Raw genomic sequence first — 20,471 nt, forward strand, 5'->3', positions numbered from 1 at the left:
TTACCATCCCCGTTATCCAACGGGGTGAGGCTACTTTTGAAAGTAGACAGCTTGGAAGAGGTATTAGCATTAGCGCGCCGCACCTTGGATGCCTGCGGCCTGCAGGACTGGGAAGTTGGTCTAGATCATGCACGCCGCCGGGCTGGCGCCTGCCATTTTGGAGATAAACGGATTAGTTTTTCTCGCTATCTGCTCCCGCTCTACGATTCGGCTGCCGCGCGCGAAGTTGTTTTACACGAGGTCGCTCACGCGCAAGTAGGACCTAAGGTGGGGCATGGTAAGCGCTGGCAGCAGGCGGTTAAAGCCCTAGGCGGCAACGCTGAACGGACGGTATCCCCAGACGCTCCCTCCCTCCCGGCTCCCTGGATCGGGGTATGTAAAGCCGGACACCGTATTGAACGTTTCCGCACTCCCACCCGGGTTTTAGCCTGCTCTAAGTGTTCTCGTTACTTTAAAGCAGAAAACATTTTCACTTGGACCTACCGGGGAGCCCCTCCCCGTCACCACCGGGCATACCTGCGCGAACTCCGCAAGATTCGCGCCAATCAGTAAAATCAACATCGAGGTGACAGAAGGATTTTTCGTTCTGAACCCTTAAACTGGATGTTGAAAAGTTATCGACTAAGTTACAGGGAATGTATGGATAGTTATCAGACGGCACAACCCTCTGCCGGATCCGCCTTCCCTGTTGCCGGAAATTCGAAGAAGTCGGCGGTACAATCTTCCAACGTACAGACCGCGACGATCGCTGGTTATCGCCTGTTAAAGGCCTTGGGTTCGGGCACTATGGGTGAAGTGTGGAAGGTCGCTGATCCTTGGGGGAACTTATACGCCGCTAAGATTTTGCGTTCCAAATTGGCAATCAAGCCCGGGATTGTTCAACGCTTTCGAATGGAAAAAGATTTGGTCACTGGGGTGCGGCATCAAAATATTGTAGAGGTTTATGACCTGATCCAGACCCCGGAATATATGGCGATCATTATGGAATATACCGATGGCGGAGATTTGGGGGAGTTACTTAAAAGCAGAGGCACCCTGCCACCGCTAGATGCTGTCTACTATTGCATGGGTATTGCCGCTGGTCTGTCTCCGATTCATCATGCCGGAATTGTCCATCGTGACCTAAAGCCTTCGAATATTTTGTTGCAACTACAAGGTGGCTACCTGGTGCCCAAAATTGCGGATTTTGGTTTAGCCCGGTGGATTGATCCCCGTTACGAAATCCAGACTACGAAGCGTTCCGGAACCCCCTACTATATGGCGCCCGAAATGATTGAAGGTAAAGGGGTGAGCTCCAAAACCGATATTTATTCCCTGGGAGTGATCCTTTACGAGCTGCTCTGTGGAATCACCCCTTTTAGAGGCTCGGTGGCGGAAGTGTTAAACCATCAGTTCTACGATATGCCGGGGATGCTTCCGGGGATCCCCGGCTCCCTGTGGAATGTGATTACCCAAATGCTGGCGAAAGAAACTTCGGTACGACCCAGTGCTGCCCAGACCCACGCCCTCTTGAAGTCGGTAGTTGACCAGGTTCGTTCCCTTGAAGCCCTGGAGGTGTTGAAGGAGCCCCCGCCTCCGCAACCTTTAGCCGATGTGGTGCGGGTTTCCCCGCCGGATGCTCAAACTTCCTTGGCGTCGGTCAAACCGATCATTCCCGCCCACGATGAGGCCGAAACCCAGTCGGGGCAGACGGCTCACGGGCGGGTGGAATCGGCGGCTCCCGTCTGGCAACCGGTGACTTTACCTCCGGCGATTATGGTAAACACCGAGGATGCTATCGGGGCAGGAGCGGGATCTCCCGGGGACTTTTCGCCGCCGAGGGAGCAGGAGGATTCTGTAAATGAGCAAACCCTGGGAGCCTGGATGAACAGTTCAGATTTTTCCGAGAATGTAGCCAGGGTATCTCCCAGACAAGATGTGCCAGCTCCCCGTCGGAGTGCAGCCAAAGAAATAGCAGGCGGAGTCGCGATCGGTCTAGCTGTTGGTGCTCTAGTAACCCTGGTAGCAGCGGTAGTTTTGCTATTGCTTTAAGGGATCCAGCTTAGAGTCGCGCCTCTTTTAGAAGTTTGCTTAGGCGCGGTAGTGAAACGCGTTCGCTAGTACCCAGGGGCTGGGCAAACAGCGAGACCCTTAACTCTTCTATTAGCCAGCGGCCGTGGATGAGGGCGGCTACGGCAGTAGGATCTGCGGCTAGGTTTTCCTGGTTGTCTAGCTTTTCGCGTGCACCCTCCCAAATAGCTAGAGCCTGTTCTTCCTGTTGGCTTCCCTTGTTTTGCCCCTGGCTTGCCTTTTGTAGGCGAGTAGCTATCGCCTGCAAGTAGCGTTCTAAATCCTCAGCGCCCTCACACAAGTCCCACAGGAACCCCGGGTAAATCAGTTGTGATAGTTGGGAGCGTACCTGGGTAATTTCCCCTAAGGCTCCGAGAGGGAAATGCGAGGAGAGGGCAGCTAACACCTCCCGGTAGCTGGCACCAACCTCCCCAATTTCGCGGGCGAGGACGTACACTTCGTCCTCGAAACGGTCACGGAAATCTGCAGCGAGTTGCCGCAGGGTGGAAGAATCCCGAACTGTCCAGGTGTCGGCCTGGGCTTTTTTGAGGCAGCGCCAGGTGGCAACCAGCTGCAGATCGGAAAGTAATGCTACTTTTTCGTAAGGCAGTGCTGCCAGGTTTAGCGCTAAACGAGCTGGCCAGCGGGTAAAGATGCGGCTAGGCGGTAAGTAAAGCTGGGAGCAAAGCAGGCAGGTAACCCCAAAGTGGTGGGCGCGCTGAGCGTGCAGCAAGCTGTCGAAGCGCGCCAGGCGCACCGGGAAAACCAGGGAAGTGGAGTTCTGTTGGTTGCGGCTTTCACTGTCAGATCGAGCGGGAGGGGGATTTTCGTAGCGGTTTTGTTGCGAGCCAGACAGCAGAGATAGTCCAAAGGGGCGAGGAAGGCGCTGCGGGAGTAAGCCCGGGAAAGCCCTACCAGGCACCCCGCCAATAGCAGTGGTTATCTCAGCAGGTAATACTGCTTCTTTCCCGCGTATCTGCGGCCAAGCGTGAGCATAATCTGTTTCCGGGAGACGCTGCTTGGAAGTCTTAGTAGCTTCCTGATTGCTACGTCTCGTTTGGGAAGGGACAGGGTTTTTCTGTCTGCTTTCGGCTTTGCTTACCTGCGAGAGCGCTTCCCGGATTACCTGTTTGCGGGCGGCGCGCCCTTTTTTACCGTAGCGCTTCTGCAGTTTTTCGAGGTCGCGAGAATATATTTGCTCTTTCCCTACGTGCAACGCAAAGCGAATCCGCAAATGGGCAGGTAAACTCGCGACCGCTTGGGAAAATTCTTGTTCGGTTACCTCCACGGCGCGCAGCTGGTCAAGAGCCGCAATGAAAAGTGAAGCCAGCGGACGGGAGGGGGCAGTGTGATTTTTATTGCTTGCGGCTTCGCCTTGGTCGCGGTGGCTATCATTTTCACCAGTGCTCGCAGCGTTAGCAGCAGCGGGGTTGGGGTCTTTTGAGGCGTGGCTATTTTTCTCGCGTCTTGCGTTAGCGTCAGGTGTTGCTGAGCTACCCTTGTCCTCACTGCCCATATTTCCCGTATCTTTAGGATTGGGGTCGCTGGGGGGAGTAGATTTATCGCCGTTATCAATCCCCGCCCAAGCAGCTAGGCGTCCCAGGGAAGCTTGCAACGCTTCCTCTTGTTTAATCTGCACCGGGGTAGGTTCGTGGCTTTCGGCGGCGCCGGTAGCAGCCGTGGGATTAGCTAGTTCCCGCTCAATCCATCTGCTTACTTCTGCCCCCACCTGCGGGGCAGGTACTAGTTGGCGGCGTACCGGTTTCGGTAACGCTCGAATCAGCGCGGTGAATAGCTCTGGCCACAGCCCCGGAACCGTCCATTGGAATTCTTGCGGATTAAGGTAGGGCAGCTGCTCCAGTGTGACTTGGCAGGTAATGCCATCTTCTTCCTTGCCGGGAGCAAACTGATATTGCAGGGGCAAACTAAACTCTGCCCCTATCCAGCGGTCAGGGAAACCCGAAGTGGAAAGCTGGGTGAGTTTGCCCGCTAGATTGGTTTGGTTTCCAATCGATTTATCTGCGGCTTCACCGCTGGAGTAGTTGCGGGGAGCGCTAGTCTTGGCAGCAGACGGCAACAATATGTCCTCGGGATAATCCAAAATATGGGGGTCATCTTGACGTTTGAACCAGGCCGCAAAAGTTCCCGGATTGGTTACTTCTTTGCCCAAGCGGGCAGCGAAAAATGCCGCCAAAGCGTCCTCGCCGGCAACAATCCCGGCCTGGCGGGTACGTTGCTCAACTTCTAGGGCACGCTGCAGCAGCTTTTCATTGCGTTTTAAGAAGGGATAGTTTAAGGGGGCATCCCCTCTGACCAGTGCATTAGTGATAAAGAGGGCGCGTGCCCACTGCTTCGCGGTCTGCGGGGACTGCTCACCGGGCAGATTAACAATAGCTGCTACCGGTGATAGCGCAGGCATGGCTTTATTCCCGAGTCGAGACAGAGGTATCGGCACATCAGCAGCAATCGTGAGGCCATACAGGGTAATGCGCTCCGGTACCATTGCGGTACCTTTCCGGCTCGACCAATACGGCTCCCCATAGGAGCGTTTCACCAGGTGCTTTCCCGCATGAATAATCCAATCAGGATTAACCCGGGTAACATTGCGGGCAAAAAGCCGGGAGGTTTCCACCAGTTCGGCAGCCATTACCCAATCGAAAGTGCGGTTAGAAAGCCCAGAACCAGGCCAAATCGTGAAGCGAGCACCACGCGGAGCCAAATACTGTTTGGCGCGCTGATCCCAGTTACCAATCCCGGATAGCATTCCTACCAACAAGGAACGGTGAATCGCATCCGTGTCGGAATGCTTGGAAGTCAGGCTTTGACAAGCCGCAATCAGCTCTCGGGATTCCGGGTCTGGCCGGTAGCTTGAGCGGGAGGGTTTCGCTAGGGGACGCGCGTTAATTCCCAGTTCTTTTAAAAGCTGCCGCAGTTGGTGGGTAAGGTCTTGCCATTCCCGGGTACGTAAATAATGCAAGAACTCGCGCTGACACATTCTCCGAAAAGCGCTCCCGGACAGGTCACGGGATTGAGTGCGCAGGTAGCGCCAAAGATTTAGATAAGTCAGGAAGTCAGAACTGGGATCTAAGAAACGTGAATGGGCCTGGTCTGCGGCCTCTTGCTGCTCTAGAGGGCGCAGGCGCACATCTTGCATCGATAGCGCCGAAACAATAACTAATGCCTCAGATACGCAGCCGCGCCGGTCCGCCTCCAGCAGCATTCGGGCTAATCGCGGATCAATCGGCAACTTGGCGAGGCGTTTGCCCAATTTGGTAAGGCGATACCCCTCGGAGTTTTCGCTCCGCTGCGAGAGCGCCCCCAATTCGTAAAGCAACTGCTCTCCGTCCCGGACTTGCCGAGGATCCGGGGCATCAATAAAGGGAAAATCGGCCACTTTCCCCAGGTTTAGCGAGGCCATCGCCAAAATCACCGAAGCTAGGGAAGTACGCAATATCTCGGGTTCAGTAAAACGCGGGCGTGCCAGGAAGTTCTCTTCCGAATACAGCCGGATGCAAATCCCCTCGCTAATCCGCCCGCAACGTCCCGCCCGCTGGCGGGCGCTGGCTTGGGAAACTTCTTCAATTGGTAGGCGCTGTACTTTAGTGCGCTGCGAATAGCGAGAAATCCGCGCCAGACCAGAGTCAATCACATATTTAATACCCGGTACGGTCAGTGAAGTTTCCGCCACATTGGTGGCGAGCACAATTCGCGGATAAGGATGCGGGGCGAAGATGCGTTGCTGTTCGGCAGGGGACAATCGGGCAAACAGCGGCAGTATTTCCACAGCTCCCGGAGTGTTTGTACGCTCGCCCGCGCGCACGTACCGGGAACCTAAATGCGCGGCGAGGGCGGCTTCGGTGTCCCGAATATCCCGCTCGCCTGGCAAAAACACCAAAATATCGCCGGGACCGCAAGCAAAAAGTTCGTCAACCGCCTGACAGATGCCCTCGGTCTGGTCTTTTATTTCACCGCGGGCGGCTCCCTCTTTTTGCTGGCGCGGGAGGTGCTTACGGTTTTCCCCGCGGGCTTCCTCATCGCCCTCTGCGTCCTGATCCCCGCTATCGGAGCCATCCAGGGGTCGATAGCGCACTTGAACCGGGTAGGTGCGCCCGGAAACCTCGATAATTGGGACTGGGGAACCGGGGCGGGAAAAATGCTCGGCAAAACGCTGGGAATCAATAGTTGCCGAGGTGATAATCACTTTCAGATCCGGGCGGCGAGGCAGGAGCCGCGCCAAATACCCCAAAATAAAATCAATATTGAGGGAGCGTTCGTGGGCTTCATCCACGATGATCGTGTCATAGCGTTTCAGCAGGGGATCGGTGCGGATTTCTGCCAATAAAATCCCATCTGTCATTAACTTGACCATGGTTTTACTAGAGACCACGTCAGTGAATCTCACCTGGAAGCCGATGGTTTTTCCCAGGTCTTCTCCCAGCTCGTGGGCAATCCGGGTAGCTACTGAGCGAGCCGCAATCCGCCGCGGCTGGGTGTGGCCGATTAAAGCGCCGCGTCCTCTGCCTAGCTCTAGGCAGATTTTGGGCAGCTGGGTAGTTTTCCCGGATCCAGTTTCCCCGGAAACCACTACCACCTGGTGGTTGGCGATAGCTTCCGCGATTTCTTGCCGCCGGGCGCTAACCGGAAGCTCCTCGGGATAGGAGATAGTAACAGGCGCATTATTTAAGGTTTTCGCGTGGCGGCGGGCAGGATGCTTAGCTTCCTTATCGGGTTTTTTGGCTCGCGCAGGGCGCTTATCCTGCTTGCCAGCTGCGTGCTGCTCGCTCATCGCCCTCCTTTACCTCTGAGCAAAGTCTAGCGGTTATCGAGCCGGTGTCATTATTGCAAGCTGCTAACTGCGATAAGGTAGAGATTCTGAAGCAGGTAATCCGCCCAGTGGAGGCAGATAGATAAAACATGAGTGTGGAATACGATTTCGATGTAATCATCGTAGGTGGCGGCGTCGCCGGAACGGTATGTGCCTACCTTTTAGCAAAAGCGGATCACCAGGTCTTGTTGATTGAGCGCGGCTCGGAAGTGGGGGCTAAGAACCTTTCGGGCGGGGTGTTCTACTGCCAGGTAATGAACCAGATTTTCCCCGGCTTCATTGAAAAAGCCCCAGTTGAACGAAAAATCACCAAGAACATTCTTTCCTTCCTGAACCCGACCTCCGCCGTAAATATGGAGTATTGGGATCAAAGGCTAACTGATCCGGTAAACGCGGTCAGCGTTCTGCGCGCCAAACTTGACCCTTGGCTGGCGGAGCAGGCAGAAGCAGCCGGTGCCACCATTATGCCAGGCATGAAAGTTGATGAACTGGTGCGCGAGGACGGCAAATTCTGCGGAGTGCGTGCGGGAGAAGACACCGTGTACGGCAAAATAATCGTGGCAGCAGACGGGGTGAACTCCTTCCTCGCGCAATATGCCGGGATTCGGCCTAAAGAGCCGCTGGATCACCTGGGAGTGGGGGTAAAGTCTGTTGTCCAGCTGGGGGAAGGAACCCTGAAAGAACGCTTCAACCTGCAAGAGGGCGAGGGCGCGGCCTATCAAATGGTAGGGGACTGCACTCAAGGAGTAGCAGGCGGCGGCTTCCTGTACACCAACCGGGATTCGGTTTCTATCGGGATCGTGGCGATGCTAGATGACCTGAAGAAAAAACAGTTATCCTCCTCTGAACTGCATGATCATTTCTTACAGCACCCCTATATCGAACCGTTCCTACGCGGAGGAAAACTGCTCGAATATGGCTGCCATCTGGTAGCCGAGGGTGGTAAATCCATGCAACAAGGACTGGTACATGACGGGCTGATTCTGATAGGCGACGCCGCCGGTTTCACCCTCAACACCGGGTTCACGATTCGGGGAATGGACTTGGCAGCCGGATCTGCCCAAGCCGCCGCCAGCGCCATTGATACCGCGCTCAAAGCGGAAAACTATAGCGCGTCCTCATTAAATAAATATCTGGAAAACTACCAGGCGACTTTCGTTGGTAAAGATATGGAAACTTTCGCGCGCGCGCCGCAGTTCCTACATAATCAGGAACTATATGGCCAGGTGGGCAAGCTCGCGGCGGACGTGTTCCACGGGGTCTATAACCTGGATACCAGTCCCAGAAAGCGCCTCTTACCGGTGGCGCGGGCAGCGTTGAAGAAATCCTCGCTCAGTATGCGCCGCCTGGTAAAGCTCGGTTTACAAGCAGTGAGGTCGATTTAAAATGACTGATTACCTTCCCGAATCCGTATCTGAGAGACTTAGCGCCAATATTTATGAGGTTGACGAAGAAGAATCCCATATCGTTATCGACCAAGAACTAGCGAAAGCCACTGACGCCGGCAAACTATTAGAACGAGTTTGCCCCGCTCATGTCTATACCGCTCGCGAGGATGGGTCAGTCGATATCGAATACGCAGCCTGCCTAGAATGTGGCACCTGCCTGGCAGTAGCTCCTCCCGGGGTGCTGCGCTGGCATTATCCGCGCTCCATGATGGGTATTAGTTACCGGGAGGGGTAAGTAATCCCGTGGAAGGCGGCTCGAGCCGCAAAAAATAGTTATCCTTAAATGCATGAGTACCACTATGCAGATTCGTCAAGCTGAGACCGCACGCGACATGTTAGATATCTTCGCGACTCGTCGCGCGGTTTTTCACCTGGAACAAGGAATCTCTTTGGATCGGGAAATTGACGATATCGACTTCGCCCAGGGAACTATCCATCTTTTAGGCGAGGACGCCTCCGGAACTATCGCGGCAGCCCGGATCTCCCTGCCCAAAATTGGTATTCCTGTCGATCTTGCACAAATGTTTCCCCAGCTTCCACGGGACACTATTACCGGGAAGCTAGGTCGTTTTGCCGTACTACCTGCCGCCCGCGGATGTGGTAACGGTAAAGAACTGGTACTCGGCGCTGAACGTTTAGCGTTTAACAGTTGGACGAGCTCCGAGGACGAGGGAACGCTGCTACTACAAATCGCAGCTCAAACGCCAGTTATCGGGTTCTATCAAAAACTCGGTTACCACCTAGTTGCCTCTCGCGACCCCTACCTGGATGCTGGAATCGAACACCGCGACCTGGTGAAACTGGTAGAGCCGCAAGCCAGCGTAGTGCAATTCCCTGGCCGTTGGCTCTAGACGTGGCAGTCTTCTTAAATGCATAGATTAATCAGAGAGGCTAGTTCTGTTTACGCGCGGAAAATCGGTTTTTCCTCCCGCCCAAGAATTTGGAAAACGTAGCGACGTTTTCCAAATTCTTATGCCCACCGCACCCACTCGGATAAAACCGATTCCCCGCGCTTTCCTCACTATTCCCAGCGTAGGCAGCACACGACGATCTACGCGCCCGAGCCGTCGCGGTTTATTAGAGTCTTAAGCCTCGGCCTGTTTCTTTGCGTAGCGGTAGCCCCAAAGCGCTATAGCGACGAAGATAACCAGCCCGACCAGGGAGGACGTTCCTGACCAGGAATCAGGTACTATTGCCAGCGGCTCTCCGCTGCCAGTGCCTCCCACAATCGCAGCGTAAACCACGCCCCACAGGCTTTCCCCTACTATTAACCCGGTGGCGAGCAAAGTTCCCATTCGGGAAGCCGCCTCCGGATTCTTTCGAGTCTTAGCCCAGCGGTTAAAGAGAACTCCGCAGGTAGCGCCAACCGGAATCAAGATGGTGAGGGTGATAGGCAGATACATTCCCATCCCCACTGCGATTGGAGGCAGCGAGTAACGAGATGTGGTGTGCTTTAGAATCTCGTCTATTAAGATGATGGCCACCCCGATCAACGCTCCAAGACCCAGCAGACTCCAGTCAATATCGCCTCCAAATACCCCTTTGGTAAGTTCAGCAATCAAAGAGGCTTGCGGAGCAGCCAGCGCATTCTTGCCCGCACCAGGGGCTCCTTGAAATCCGAAAGCCGTGTTCATCAGCTGTAACACCGGTGGAATTATCAAAGAGCCGAAACCTACCCCTATTATCAACGCCACCTGCTGTTTCCAAGGGGTAGAGTTCACCAATTGACCAGTTTTAAGGTCTTGTAAGTTGTCATTAGAAATAGTGGCAATACCAAATATGATTGCCGCCGTGAACAGGGTGTACGCGACAAGGGTCTTAGGGTCGGCACCGGCCGGAGTCGCTAGTTTAATTACCAGAGCCGTCAGAATTGCTACCAAGATTCCCACCCCAGAAACCGGGCTGTTTGACGAACCTATCAGTCCCGCCATATATCCGCAGACACTGGCAACTGCGAGCCCAAGTGCCAAAATGAACACGATTGACAAGAAAATAAGTCCACCCGTGTGATGCTCTAAGGAACTGCCCCGCAAAAATAGCCACAATAGAACCCCGATAGGAATCATTAAGGCTAAGGTGATACCGATAACCCAAGACGCTGGCAGGTCTCGTTCTTGTGGGGGGACAGTGAATCCATCTTTACGTTTACGAGACGCACTAATGGATTCGCGCATTCCTTGAAAAATCGGTCCAATAATTTTTAGGAACGTCCAAATCGCAGCGATAGCGATGGTGCCAGCGCCTACGAAACGTACATCGGAAGCAAAAATTCCTTGCACGCCCTCGGCAATATCCCCGCTGCCGAGCTGACCAGAAGAGAAGTAAGGAAGCAGCACCCCATAACTGATTAGCATGCCGCAAATCATGGCGATACCGACACCCAGACCTACCAAATGTCCAATCCCGATAAGCGCTAATGACAGGCTAGTTCCCACCATAGTGCCACCCGCTCCCACTTTAAACGCGGTGGTGACAGAGGAAAGCGCGACTTTAAGATTAGTAAGCAAACTGAAAAATGCGGAAGAAATAGCTCCCCAAACGATCACGTGCAGACCCCGGCGGTTGTCGGCGGCGCCTTCGCTAGTGTCCCCAACTTTTAGGACTTCCGCCGCCGCTACGCCCTCGGGAAAAGCAAGGTCAGAACCGGTTACGAGGGCGCGCCGTAAGGGAATGGAATAGGTTACCCCCAAAATCCCGCCCAGGGCACATAGTAGGGCGGTAGTCCAATAGGGGAAGCCGCTCCACCAGCCGACCATAATCAGACCGGGCAGGACGAAAATGATTGCCGATAAAGTGCCAGCCGCCGAAGCAATGGTCTGTACGATGTTGTTTTCTTGCACGGTATGGTCTTTGAAATACCGCAGAATCGCCATGGAAATAACTGCCGCCGGAATCGAGGTGGCAAATGTCAGCCCCACTTTTAACCCCAGGTAGACATTGGCCGCAGTGAAAATTAGGGTGATGATTCCCCCGATAATCACTCCGCGAATAGTTAGCTCTTTTACTGCTGTTTTAGATTCTGTTGTCATCGTAGGCCGATCTCCTTGGTCACATAAGCCGAATTCAGGATACGACCTGACGGGAGATTTAAAAAAACCCGAACCGCTTTGAGAGGCGGGGGTAAATTAAGTCAGTCGTAAAAGTAAATGGAGGTTATAGCCAAAAAATCCATTCGCGGGTAAAGGTGGAGGAAAAAATTAGTAAAACATACTTTTGTGGTGAGCTGGTCGCAGTATAGTGGCAGATAGCCGCCAAAGCCCGGGCGATTCCCCTCTCGGATAATCACCTAAGCTATGACGGGATAATAATGTCTTTTCTTATAAGGGGGAGGGAATGATCCACCCGATACTTATGCCCAATGAGGTAACTACCTTGATTGAGCCCAAGTTTTACGACTATTTCCCAATTATTGTTTACTTCGCGTTTGTAGTGGCCGTTGGGTTCATGATGAAGCGAAAGGCCAGTTCATCCGATGAATTCTTGACTGGTGGGCGTTCGCTACCAGCCTGGGTAACCGGTCTGGCTTTCGTGTCTGCCAACTTGGGCGCAGTTGAGATTATGGGAATGAGTGCTAACGGCGCACAATACGGTCTGCCCACGTTCCATTATTTTTGGCTGGGTGCGATTCCGGCAATGCTGTTCCTGGGTATTGTGATGATGCCGTTCTATTACGGTTCGAAAGTACGCTCGGTTCCTGAGTTTATGCTTAAGCGGTACGGAACTGCCGCTCATCTAATCAACGGGATTTCCTTTGCCCTCGCGCAGCTGCTAATCGCCGGGGTAAACCTGTATTTGCTAGGTAAAATCGTTAACGGAATGTTGGGAATCCCGCTATGGATTTCCCTGGTTATTGCCGCGCTAATCGTGTTGACCTATATCAGCATCGGCGGTCTGGCGGCCGCCATCTACAACGAAGTTTTGCAGTTCTTCGTGATTGTCGCCGCGCTACTGCCGGTGACTTTGATTGGCTTATATCGCGTAGGTGGCTATCAAGGATTAACCGAGAAAATCACCAAATGGGCAAATGAGGCCACTAATCCGGTGTATCAGGATCCGAATAATCAGCTGCATTCATGGCCGGGCACCCTATTGTCAGGCTTCAACTCGCCCGCAATGTCAGTCTTTGGCTTGGTCATGGGGCTAGGGTTTGTTTTGGCTTTCGGTTATTGGACCACAAACTTCGTGGAAGTCCAACGGGCGATGGCTTCAGATTCGATTTCTGCCGCCCAAAAGACTCCGATTATTGGAACCTTCGTGAAAATGTTTATTCCGTTCCTGGTGATCATCCCGGGTATGGTAGCTGGGGTATTGATTCCGGAAATTGTAAAGCTCAAGGGCGGTTCAAAGTTCATGGGGGTAGGCGAGGAAGCACTCGCGAACCTATCTTCGCACGTCCCGGCGGGTTACGAAGTTAGCTATAACGATGCCATGCTGCTAATGATGCGAGATTTACTACCTAATGGTTTGCTAGGTTTGGCGATTGCCGGATTGCTCGCTTCCTTCATGGCGGGAATGGCGGCGAACGTATCCGCCTTTAACACGGTGTTCACAGTCGATATCTATGAAGCATATTTTAAGCCGAATGAATCTGATGAACACTATTTGAAGGTGGGACGCAACGCCACTATCGTGGCATGTACCGTTGCGGTATTTACTGCGTTGATTGCCTCCCTGTACCCGAACATTATGGACTTGCTGCAGCAATTGTTCTCCATGTTTAATGCGCCGCTGTTTGCCTCTTTCATCATCGGTATGTTGTGGAAGCGGGCAACGCCCTCCGGCGGCTGGACTGGTTTGTTGTTCGGTACTTTAGCGGCACTGCTGGTCAACGTCTTGTGCTGGAACAAGATTTTAGAGCTGCCCGGCCAAGGCCAAGCGTTCATTGCTGCGGGCGCGGCCTTTGTAGTCGGCGTGCTGGTAAACGTGGTGGTTTCCCTGTTTACCAAACCCAAGGATTATGCGGAGCTCGAGGGATTCGTTTGGTCGCTTACTCCTAAAGAACGCCGCGTTGACCCGAACTTACATAAGTTGCCGGTAATGCGCCGTCCTATTCCACTCGCGATAGTAGCCGGTGTGCTGGTGATCGCCTTGAATACGTTTTTCCACTAGGGGAGGTAAGACAAATGAAGCAAAAGAAGATTCACCTTTACGATATTCGAGTTGTTTGTGGCCTGGTGCTGGGGATTATCGGATTGTTCCTGATTGTGTGCGGTCTGGTAATTGAGCCGGCTACCGTTCCGGACTATGTGGAAAATAATCTAGAGGGAATAAATAACACCCCGATTAATGCCAATATGTATTCCGGCGTAGGGCTACTGATTACTGCTCTGGTGTTCCTGGCCTGGACTTGGTTTAATCCCAGTGCCGGTATGGGGAATCCGGATGAGGACACTAAACCCGCCCACGAGAACGTTACTTCGGGGGATCCACACTAGTAATCAGTTTGTTTACCCCTTCAAAGAGCGAGCACGCAATGTAGGCATAGAGCATGGTTGCGTGCTCGCTCTTTGAAAACGGTGAAAAGTCGGACGGTAATATTGTTGCGGGGTCTGTCATGGCTGATTGGCCAACGGTAGCTAAAGGAACTAGATGATGCAGGATTTACAAGTTGCGCAGGTGCGTCGGGCGGTTGAAAACTTTCGGGTTAAAGGTGATTTCCTTACCGCTACCCCTTACGGTTCGGGACACATCAACGAGACTTTATTGGCCAAATGTCGCCTGGAAGACGGCAGCGAACTGCCACTGACTTTGCAGCGTATTAATACTGATATTTTTACTAATCCCGTGCAGTTAATGGAAAACGTTGCGGCAGTTACCGAGTTCTTACGGGAACGTATCCAACAGGAGGGGGGTAACCCAGATCGGGAGACGCTGCGAATAATCCGCACATTTGACGGATACCCTTGTTACCGCGATCCGGACGGGAACTGGTGGCGGATGTACAGCTATATTGACAATGCTTTCACCTTAGATTTGATTGAGGATCCGCAAGATTTTTATCAGTCTGGTTTAGCTTTCGGCAGTTTTCAGCGTCGCCTGGCGGATTTCCCAGCAGATTCTTTACATGAAGTGATTCCGCGCTTCCATGACACTGTTGACCGCTTCGCTCAGTTTGAGCAGGCGATAGCTCTTGATCCTTTAGGGCGCGCCAACCAAGTTGGGGAAGATATTGACTTTTATCGCCGATACGAACATTTGGCGCACGCATTTGCTGATCTACAAAAAGCAGGAAAGCTACCTTTGCGGGTAACCCATAATGATACCAAGCTAAACAATGTACTGATTGATGCGGACACCGGTAAAGCAATCGCGGTTATTGATTTGGATACCGTGATGCCAGGACTGGCGATAAATGATTTCGGAGATTCGATCCGTTTCGGAGCTTCTACTGGTGCGGAGGACGAGACTGACCTTACTAGAGTGTCGTGTTCTATGGAGCTGTTTACCGCGTTTACTAAAGGGTTCTTAGAGGGCGTACAAGGAAGGTTAACTGATTTAGAGATTGAGTTGCTTCCTCTGGGTGCCCAGGTGATGACCTATGAATGCGGAATGCGGTTTTTGACTGATTATCTGCTGGGGGATAAATACTTTAAGATTCACCGCCCAGAACACAATTTGGATCGATCTCGTACCCAGGCCAAACTGGTTCGTGATATGGAAAGTAAATTCTCGATGATGCAACAGATAGTTGCGGAAAACGCCGCCTAGATTACCTGGGTGGTTCAGACTATTTGGTTAACGCAAGGCTGCAAACAACCTGGTTGCCAGATACAGTAATGGTTCTACCTATAGATACAGAGAGGCCATGATGAAGGCGGTAGCGGGCAGGGACTACTATGTCTCTGATAGTTGCGGAAATGATAATAACTCAGGAACCAGTTGTGAACAGCCATTTAAATCCTTGGCGATAATAAACGATATTAAACTCCAGCCGGGCGATAGGGTTTTGTTGAAACGGGGAGACACCTGGAACGGCCAGGCTCTCCGTATTAAGAGTGGTTCTGCCGGATCTGCACAGGCACCTATTGAAATCAAACCTTACGGTGAGGGAACCGCGCGCCCAGTGATTAACGCTAACGGGCAGGGACGGTGGTACCAGGATTATCACGCACGTATCGAGCTTCATCGCAATAAAGCAGAAATCTCTAGTGCGGTGCTCCTTAAAGATGTCAGTTATTTGGAGATTTCTGGTTTGGAAGTGACTAATGATCGGGAGATGAATCCCGATGCTGATCCGAAAGAGTTTAACGATGGTTTAGCGCTGGATCGTACGGGAATAGCCGGCATTGCCGAGAATGGGCCGGTGCGGCACATTGTGGTCTCGGATATGTATGTTCATGATGTTGACGGCAATATCTACGATAAGCACCTGGCTAATGGCGGTATTTATTTCATTGCTCACTATCCTCAAACGGGGAAACCGGCGACTACGGAGGAGGGAATTGCGCGTTTTGATGATTTGCAGATACTGAATAACCGGGTAGAAGACGTTAGCCGTTGGGGGATAGCAACCGGTTACACCGCCTATCAAAATCTAATTGATCAACCGCAAGATGGTCCGATTCCCGATGAGGTTATCGCAAAATATGGTTCTAGCCGAGTAGTGATTCGCGGCAACTATGTTAGGGACGCAGGTGGAGATGCGATCACTACTATGTATTGTGATCGCCCTTTGATTGAATACAACGTTTCTGAAGGAGCCGCCAAGTACATTAACGACTCTGACTATTTATATCCCTACAATATCGAGGGACCGCAGGAGTCTGACTGGGGTCGCGTGGCCGCAGCTATCTGGCCTTGGCGCTGTAAGAATGCGGTGTTTCAATACAATGAGGCCTACAATACCCGCAACGCATATAACGGGAATGGAGATGGCCAACCCTGGGATGCTGACTATGGTGACGGAACCATCTACCAGTACAACTATTCCTATGGCAATAGCGGTGCCACCATTATGTTTTGCGAAAAAGGTTCCCTGCATAACGTATTTCGCTACAACATTGCCCACAGTGACGGGCGGGGGGCTTTAGATTTGTCAGGACAAATTGATGCCCATATTTATAACAATACTTTTATCCTCGCCTGTGGTTCTAGCGTGATTACCAGGGGAGATGCTCCGGCGATAATAGAAAATAATATCTTCTATAAGCCGGACGATGTTCAAGAGGTAACTGAGAACTGGGAGGCGGGAAACCAGTCCTATGACCACAACTTGTACTATAATTTATCCTCATTGCCCGAAGATCTAAATAAACAAGTAGTCGCTGCGGGAACTGAGCTATTATGCGACGACTCGGCAGTGCCCATAGCAGCTGACCGGAAGGCGCGCCCTCATGATGGATCTAAGGCTCGCCCTCGTGGTGGGACTATTGGCACTACTGTTTTTGATGGTTTCAAGCCGGTAGCCGGCTCTGCCGCTATCAACGCGGGGAAACCGATTGTAGATGCCAACGGCAGCCCGGCAGAAAAAGACTTTTTAGGTAACCCTATTGCGGCCAGCCCTACGATTGGTGCCATTGAGGCTACGGGTAGCAAGTAAACACGCTGATAGTGACTAATTGGAAGTCAATGCCAGTAGTCGATAATCCTTAATCGTGGGCGTACATCGTTAGAAGCAAGTGCTTGTAGCGCGCAGATTAGCCGCATGGGTGGCACCCGTTGGTAAGTTTTAGAAAAAATATTCGACAAATACTCTTGCGAGAGCGGATGAGGTGTGTTAGTTTTATTTTACGCAAACGTTTGCGTAACGATTTAAGAATCGCTCTAAGGAGACAAAGATGTCGCGAAAAATCATCCTGGACTGCGATCCCGGCCATGACGATGCCATTGCCATGCTGCTTGCTCATGCTAGTCCCGAGATCGAACTGTTGGCGGTTACCACTGTTGGAGGAAACCAAACTCTGGCGAAGGTAACCAACAACGCCCAGCGTATAGCCACTGTTTATGGTATGCAGGGGGTGCCGATCGCCTCCGGTTGTGATCGCCCGTTAGTTCGTGAGGCCGAAGTAGCCCCCGGGCAACATGGAGAATCTGGCTTGGATGGGGTAGAACTGCCCGAGCCGCAACCGCTCGTTAATCAACATGCGGTAGACCTGATCATTGACACTATTATGAGTCACGAGCCAGGAGAAATAACCCTGGTACCCACCGGTCCGCTCACCAATATTGCGATGGCAGTGCGCAAAGAGCCGCGCATTGTAGAACGGGTGCGAGAAGTTGTGCTTATGGGTGGCGGTTATCATGTAGGTAATTGGTCGGCGGTCGCCGAGTTTAATATCAAGGTTGATCCCGAGGCAGCCCATATCGTATTCAATGAACCTTGGGAAGTGGTGATGGTGGGATTAGATCTTACCCACCAGGCACTAGCTACCGATGAAATTACCGCGAAAATCCAAAAACTCGGCGGATCGGTTGCTCAGTTCGTCCTGGATCTGTTCGTATTCTTCCGTAAGGCATATCAAGACTCACAAGGCTTTGACTATCCACCGGTACACGATCCTTGCACCGTGGCCTATTTAATCGACCCCTCAATTGTAAAAACCGTGAGAGTGCCCATCAATATTGAGTTGCGTGGAGAGCTAACGGTGGGAATGACTGTTGCCGACTTTAGGGAACCGGCAGGGGAAGAATGCCACACTAAGGCAGCCACCGACCTTGATTTCGCACGTTTTTGGGAGCTCGTTATCGACTCCATTGACCGGATCCAGAAAGGGGACTGCTAATGAAAAAAGTACGTTCCGTAGGCGCGGTGATGACCGCGCTGCTAGTTGCTTGTTTTGCGTTTCAGTTAAACGCGTCTATGCTTTCACCTGCCCTGGTGCTGATGGAAAAAGAACTTCACACCACCGCGGCGATGATTGGCTTAACTCAGACCGTGTTCTTTACGGCGGCTGCTCTTTTCAGCCTGTTCCTACCGCGGCTCGGTGATATGATCGGTCGGCGCAAACTGTTGACCGCTATGATGGTGCTCACTGCTATAGGGTGTGTCATCTCTGCTCTAGCAGGAGTTACCGGTTCAGTTGCGCTACTGTTCATTGGCCGCACCATTCAGGGTGTTGCTGGGCCGACAGTCCCCCTATGTTTGATCATGCTACGAGTTGCTGTGCCTGATCCGAAACGCTACGGCACCCTCATGGGCGTTATTACCGCAGTTAACGGCGGTATCGCCGGAATAGATGCTATTGCAGGAGGCTGGCTGGCGAAGAATTTCGGGTTTGCCTCAGTCTTTTGGACGATGGCAGTGATTGCAGCGATCGCGGCAGTGGGAGTGCGCTCGCTAACCGATGAATCAACAGTGGACAGTCCGCAGCCAATGGATTGGCTGGGCACGCTTTACCTGGTGGTGGCAGTAGGTGCCGCCTTAACCGCCATTAACGAGATCGCTAAACTAAAAGAGGCAAACTGGCTGTTAGTTATCATCCTCGTGCTTGCCAGCGCCGTATGTTTCTTGCTGTTTTGGCGTCAAGAAGGCAAAACCGACCATCCGCTGGTTACCCGTCACTATTTGCGATCGCGCAGTACTTGGGCTTTGTTGCTGACTACCATACTTACCATGACCGGCATCTTCGCGATCATGAACGGGATCGTGCCCTCTATTGCCCAAGATGCTAAGTTCGGTGCAGCGCTGGGTGCAGACGTGGTCTCTTTTTGGACGCTCACTCCCTATGCAATCGCTGGCCTAGTGATGGGGCCGGTAGCGGGTACCCTCGCGGGACGCTTCGGATATCGCAAAGTATTACGGTACGGGCTTATTGGTTCTCTCATCTCCCTAGCGATTTTGGCGCTTACTATGAATGGCGCTGCCGCCTGGGTGCTGTTAGTAGTATCTATACTGGCTGGTCTTGCCTATGCTGGTACCGCAAATATTATGCTTAATGGTCTTGGAATTGTACTATCACCCTCCGATAATCCCGGTTACCTTCCCGGACTCAACGCGGGAGCTTTCAACCTGGGTGCGGGTATTTCCTTCGCGGTGCTCTATGCGGTGATGACCTCATTAGGAGGAGGGTACGGAGGGCATTTAGGCGCTATTATTGCGGGTGGTATCCTTCTGGTTTTGGCTCTCGGATCATCTTTCCTAATCCCGCAGCCAGCTGGCCAGGATGAAATAGCCAGTTAGCATGTAGTTTGATGTCTAACGAGGGAACGCTATGACTACTATTAGGCAAATCGCCGAACAACTAGGTGTCAATGTCTCAACGGTCTCGCGTTCCCTCAACGATTCCCCCACTATCCCAGATAGTACTAAGCAGCGAGTACGCGAGATAGCTGATCAACTTGGCTATCGTAAAGATATGAGAGCAGCGTCAATGCGCGCTGGGAAGAGCCTCCTCATCGGGGTGGTAGTGGGGGATATCGTTAACCCTTTTTTTGCCGAACTAGCTGATCGCATTGAACGCCAAACCCGAGCCAAGGGCTACCAAATAATGCTTGGTAATGGCGGAGAAGAACCGGGGGCTCAAGAAAAAATAGTGGAAACTATGCTGTCGCAAAATATCGATGGCTTGTTGTTAACTCCTGCTGGAAAACCGACCTCGAAGATGCTTTCCCACATTAAGGAAGTGCCTACGGTGGCGGTTGACCGTAAGATTACCGGAGCCGAGATAGACAGTGTCGGCTGCGATTTCAGTCAAGCAGTTACGCAGTTAGCTGCACATTTTGCGGCAAATGGTTACCAATCAGTGGCAGTGCTGTCAGGTCCAGAATCAACCAGTACTGGGGATAGCCGGCACCGGATGCTGTGCGCAGCGCTCGCGGAAGCCGGTATCTCCAGAGTGCAAGCCTATTCGAGTCCCTTCCAAGAGACCGGAGGGGATGCGGCGATAAAGCAGGTTTTAGCAAAAGGGGCACCGGATGCCCTGGTATGTGCCTCTGGGGTTATTGCCTTGGGGGCGATACTAGGCCTGAAAGCGTGCCAGATTCGTCCCGGGCTAGATATAGGGATCGCTACGTTTGACCGTTTGCACTGGTTAGAGGCGATGACACCTTCCGTAACCATGATTGATACTGACATTTCCAATATGGCTGACCTGGCAGTGAATCTGCTGCTGAAAAGAATAGCTGGTAGGAGTGGTAAACCAGTAGAAAAAAACACTACCGCGAAACTATTGCTGCGAGAATCAACTCCAAAGCTAGCAAACTAACTACTA

14 protein-coding genes are annotated in these 20,471 nt (G+C 52.5%); 12 read left to right on the forward strand and 2 right to left on the reverse strand.

The genetic code is table 11. The features are described from left to right. The first annotated feature begins 51 nt into the window (after positions 1-51). Together ACZ5BI_RS01595 and ACZ5BI_RS01600 are read left to right on the forward strand one after the other, a co-directional pair. Positions 52-552 (forward strand): SprT-like domain-containing protein, encoded by a 501-nt coding sequence (locus ACZ5BI_RS01595; RefSeq protein ID WP_464896474.1) that lies wholly within the window; start codon positions 52-54, stop codon positions 550-552. A gap of 87 nt (positions 553-639) precedes the next feature. Continuing rightward, positions 640-2,031 (forward strand): serine/threonine-protein kinase, encoded by a 1,392-nt coding sequence (locus ACZ5BI_RS01600; RefSeq protein ID WP_464896475.1) that lies wholly within the window; start codon positions 640-642, stop codon positions 2,029-2,031. Positions 2,032-2,041: 10 nt separating this feature from the next. On the opposite strand, the gene hrpA is transcribed toward ACZ5BI_RS01600, so the two are convergent. Further along, positions 2,042-6,835 carry an ATP-dependent RNA helicase HrpA gene (gene hrpA, locus ACZ5BI_RS01605; RefSeq protein ID WP_464896476.1) on the reverse strand — a complete coding sequence of 1,598 codons (4,794 nt, stop codon included), beginning with the start codon at positions 6,833-6,835 and terminating at the stop codon, positions 2,042-2,044. Between the two features lie 128 nt (positions 6,836-6,963). On the opposite strand from hrpA, the gene ACZ5BI_RS01610 reads away from it, so the two are divergent. Genes ACZ5BI_RS01610 through ACZ5BI_RS01620 form a run of 3 tightly spaced genes read left to right on the forward strand, consistent with a single transcriptional unit; the run spans position 6,964 to position 9,173 of the window. After that, a complete protein-coding gene (locus tag ACZ5BI_RS01610) occupies positions 6,964-8,259 on the forward strand; it encodes an FAD-dependent oxidoreductase (protein WP_464896477.1) in 1,296 nt (431 codons plus the stop codon). 1 nt (position 8,260) lies between these two features. Beyond that, positions 8,261-8,557: a ferredoxin family protein gene (locus ACZ5BI_RS01615; RefSeq protein ID WP_316086342.1), complete on the forward strand. Its 297-nt coding sequence runs from the start codon at positions 8,261-8,263 to the stop codon at positions 8,555-8,557. A gap of 52 nt (positions 8,558-8,609) precedes the next feature. Beyond that, positions 8,610-9,173: a GNAT family N-acetyltransferase gene (locus ACZ5BI_RS01620; RefSeq protein ID WP_464896478.1), complete on the forward strand. Its 564-nt coding sequence runs from the start codon at positions 8,610-8,612 to the stop codon at positions 9,171-9,173. 234 nt (positions 9,174-9,407) lie between these two features. On the opposite strand, the gene ACZ5BI_RS01625 is transcribed toward ACZ5BI_RS01620, so the two are convergent. Then, positions 9,408-11,351 carry an OPT family oligopeptide transporter gene (locus ACZ5BI_RS01625; RefSeq protein ID WP_316086338.1) on the reverse strand — a complete coding sequence of 648 codons (1,944 nt, stop codon included), beginning with the start codon at positions 11,349-11,351 and terminating at the stop codon, positions 9,408-9,410. 304 nt (positions 11,352-11,655) lie between these two features. Between ACZ5BI_RS01625 and ACZ5BI_RS01630 the strand changes: the two genes are divergently transcribed. From ACZ5BI_RS01630 to ACZ5BI_RS01660, 7 genes are all read left to right on the forward strand, one after another. Beyond that, on the forward strand, positions 11,656-13,431 hold the full coding sequence (locus ACZ5BI_RS01630) for a sodium:solute symporter family protein (protein ID WP_316086336.1): 1,776 nt from the start codon (positions 11,656-11,658) through the stop codon (positions 13,429-13,431). A gap of 14 nt (positions 13,432-13,445) precedes the next feature. Then, positions 13,446-13,757: a hypothetical protein gene (locus ACZ5BI_RS01635; protein ID WP_278609373.1), complete on the forward strand. Its 312-nt coding sequence runs from the start codon at positions 13,446-13,448 to the stop codon at positions 13,755-13,757. Between the two features lie 154 nt (positions 13,758-13,911). Further along, on the forward strand, positions 13,912-15,030 hold the full coding sequence (locus ACZ5BI_RS01640) for a phosphotransferase enzyme family protein (RefSeq protein ID WP_316086335.1): 1,119 nt from the start codon (positions 13,912-13,914) through the stop codon (positions 15,028-15,030). Between the two features lie 97 nt (positions 15,031-15,127). Beyond that, entirely contained in the window at positions 15,128-16,861 is a 1,734-nt protein-coding gene (locus ACZ5BI_RS01645) for a right-handed parallel beta-helix repeat-containing protein (RefSeq protein WP_412585287.1), read from the forward strand. 238 nt (positions 16,862-17,099) lie between these two features. Further along, positions 17,100-18,044: a uridine-preferring nucleoside hydrolase UriH gene (gene uriH, locus ACZ5BI_RS01650; RefSeq protein ID WP_412585288.1), complete on the forward strand. Its 945-nt coding sequence runs from the start codon at positions 17,100-17,102 to the stop codon at positions 18,042-18,044. Continuing rightward, positions 18,044-19,441, forward strand: coding sequence for a uridine transporter UriT (gene uriT, locus ACZ5BI_RS01655; RefSeq protein ID WP_316087220.1), 1,398 nt, complete (start codon positions 18,044-18,046; stop codon positions 19,439-19,441). Before uriH ends, uriT begins: the two co-directional genes overlap by 1 nt. Positions 19,442-19,472: 31 nt before the next feature. Further along, on the forward strand, positions 19,473-20,465 hold the full coding sequence (locus ACZ5BI_RS01660) for a LacI family DNA-binding transcriptional regulator (protein WP_316087219.1): 993 nt from the start codon (positions 19,473-19,475) through the stop codon (positions 20,463-20,465). The last annotated feature ends 6 nt before the right edge of the window (positions 20,466-20,471 follow it).

It is taken from the genome of Varibaculum sp. GTC20041, from assembly GCF_055387755.1.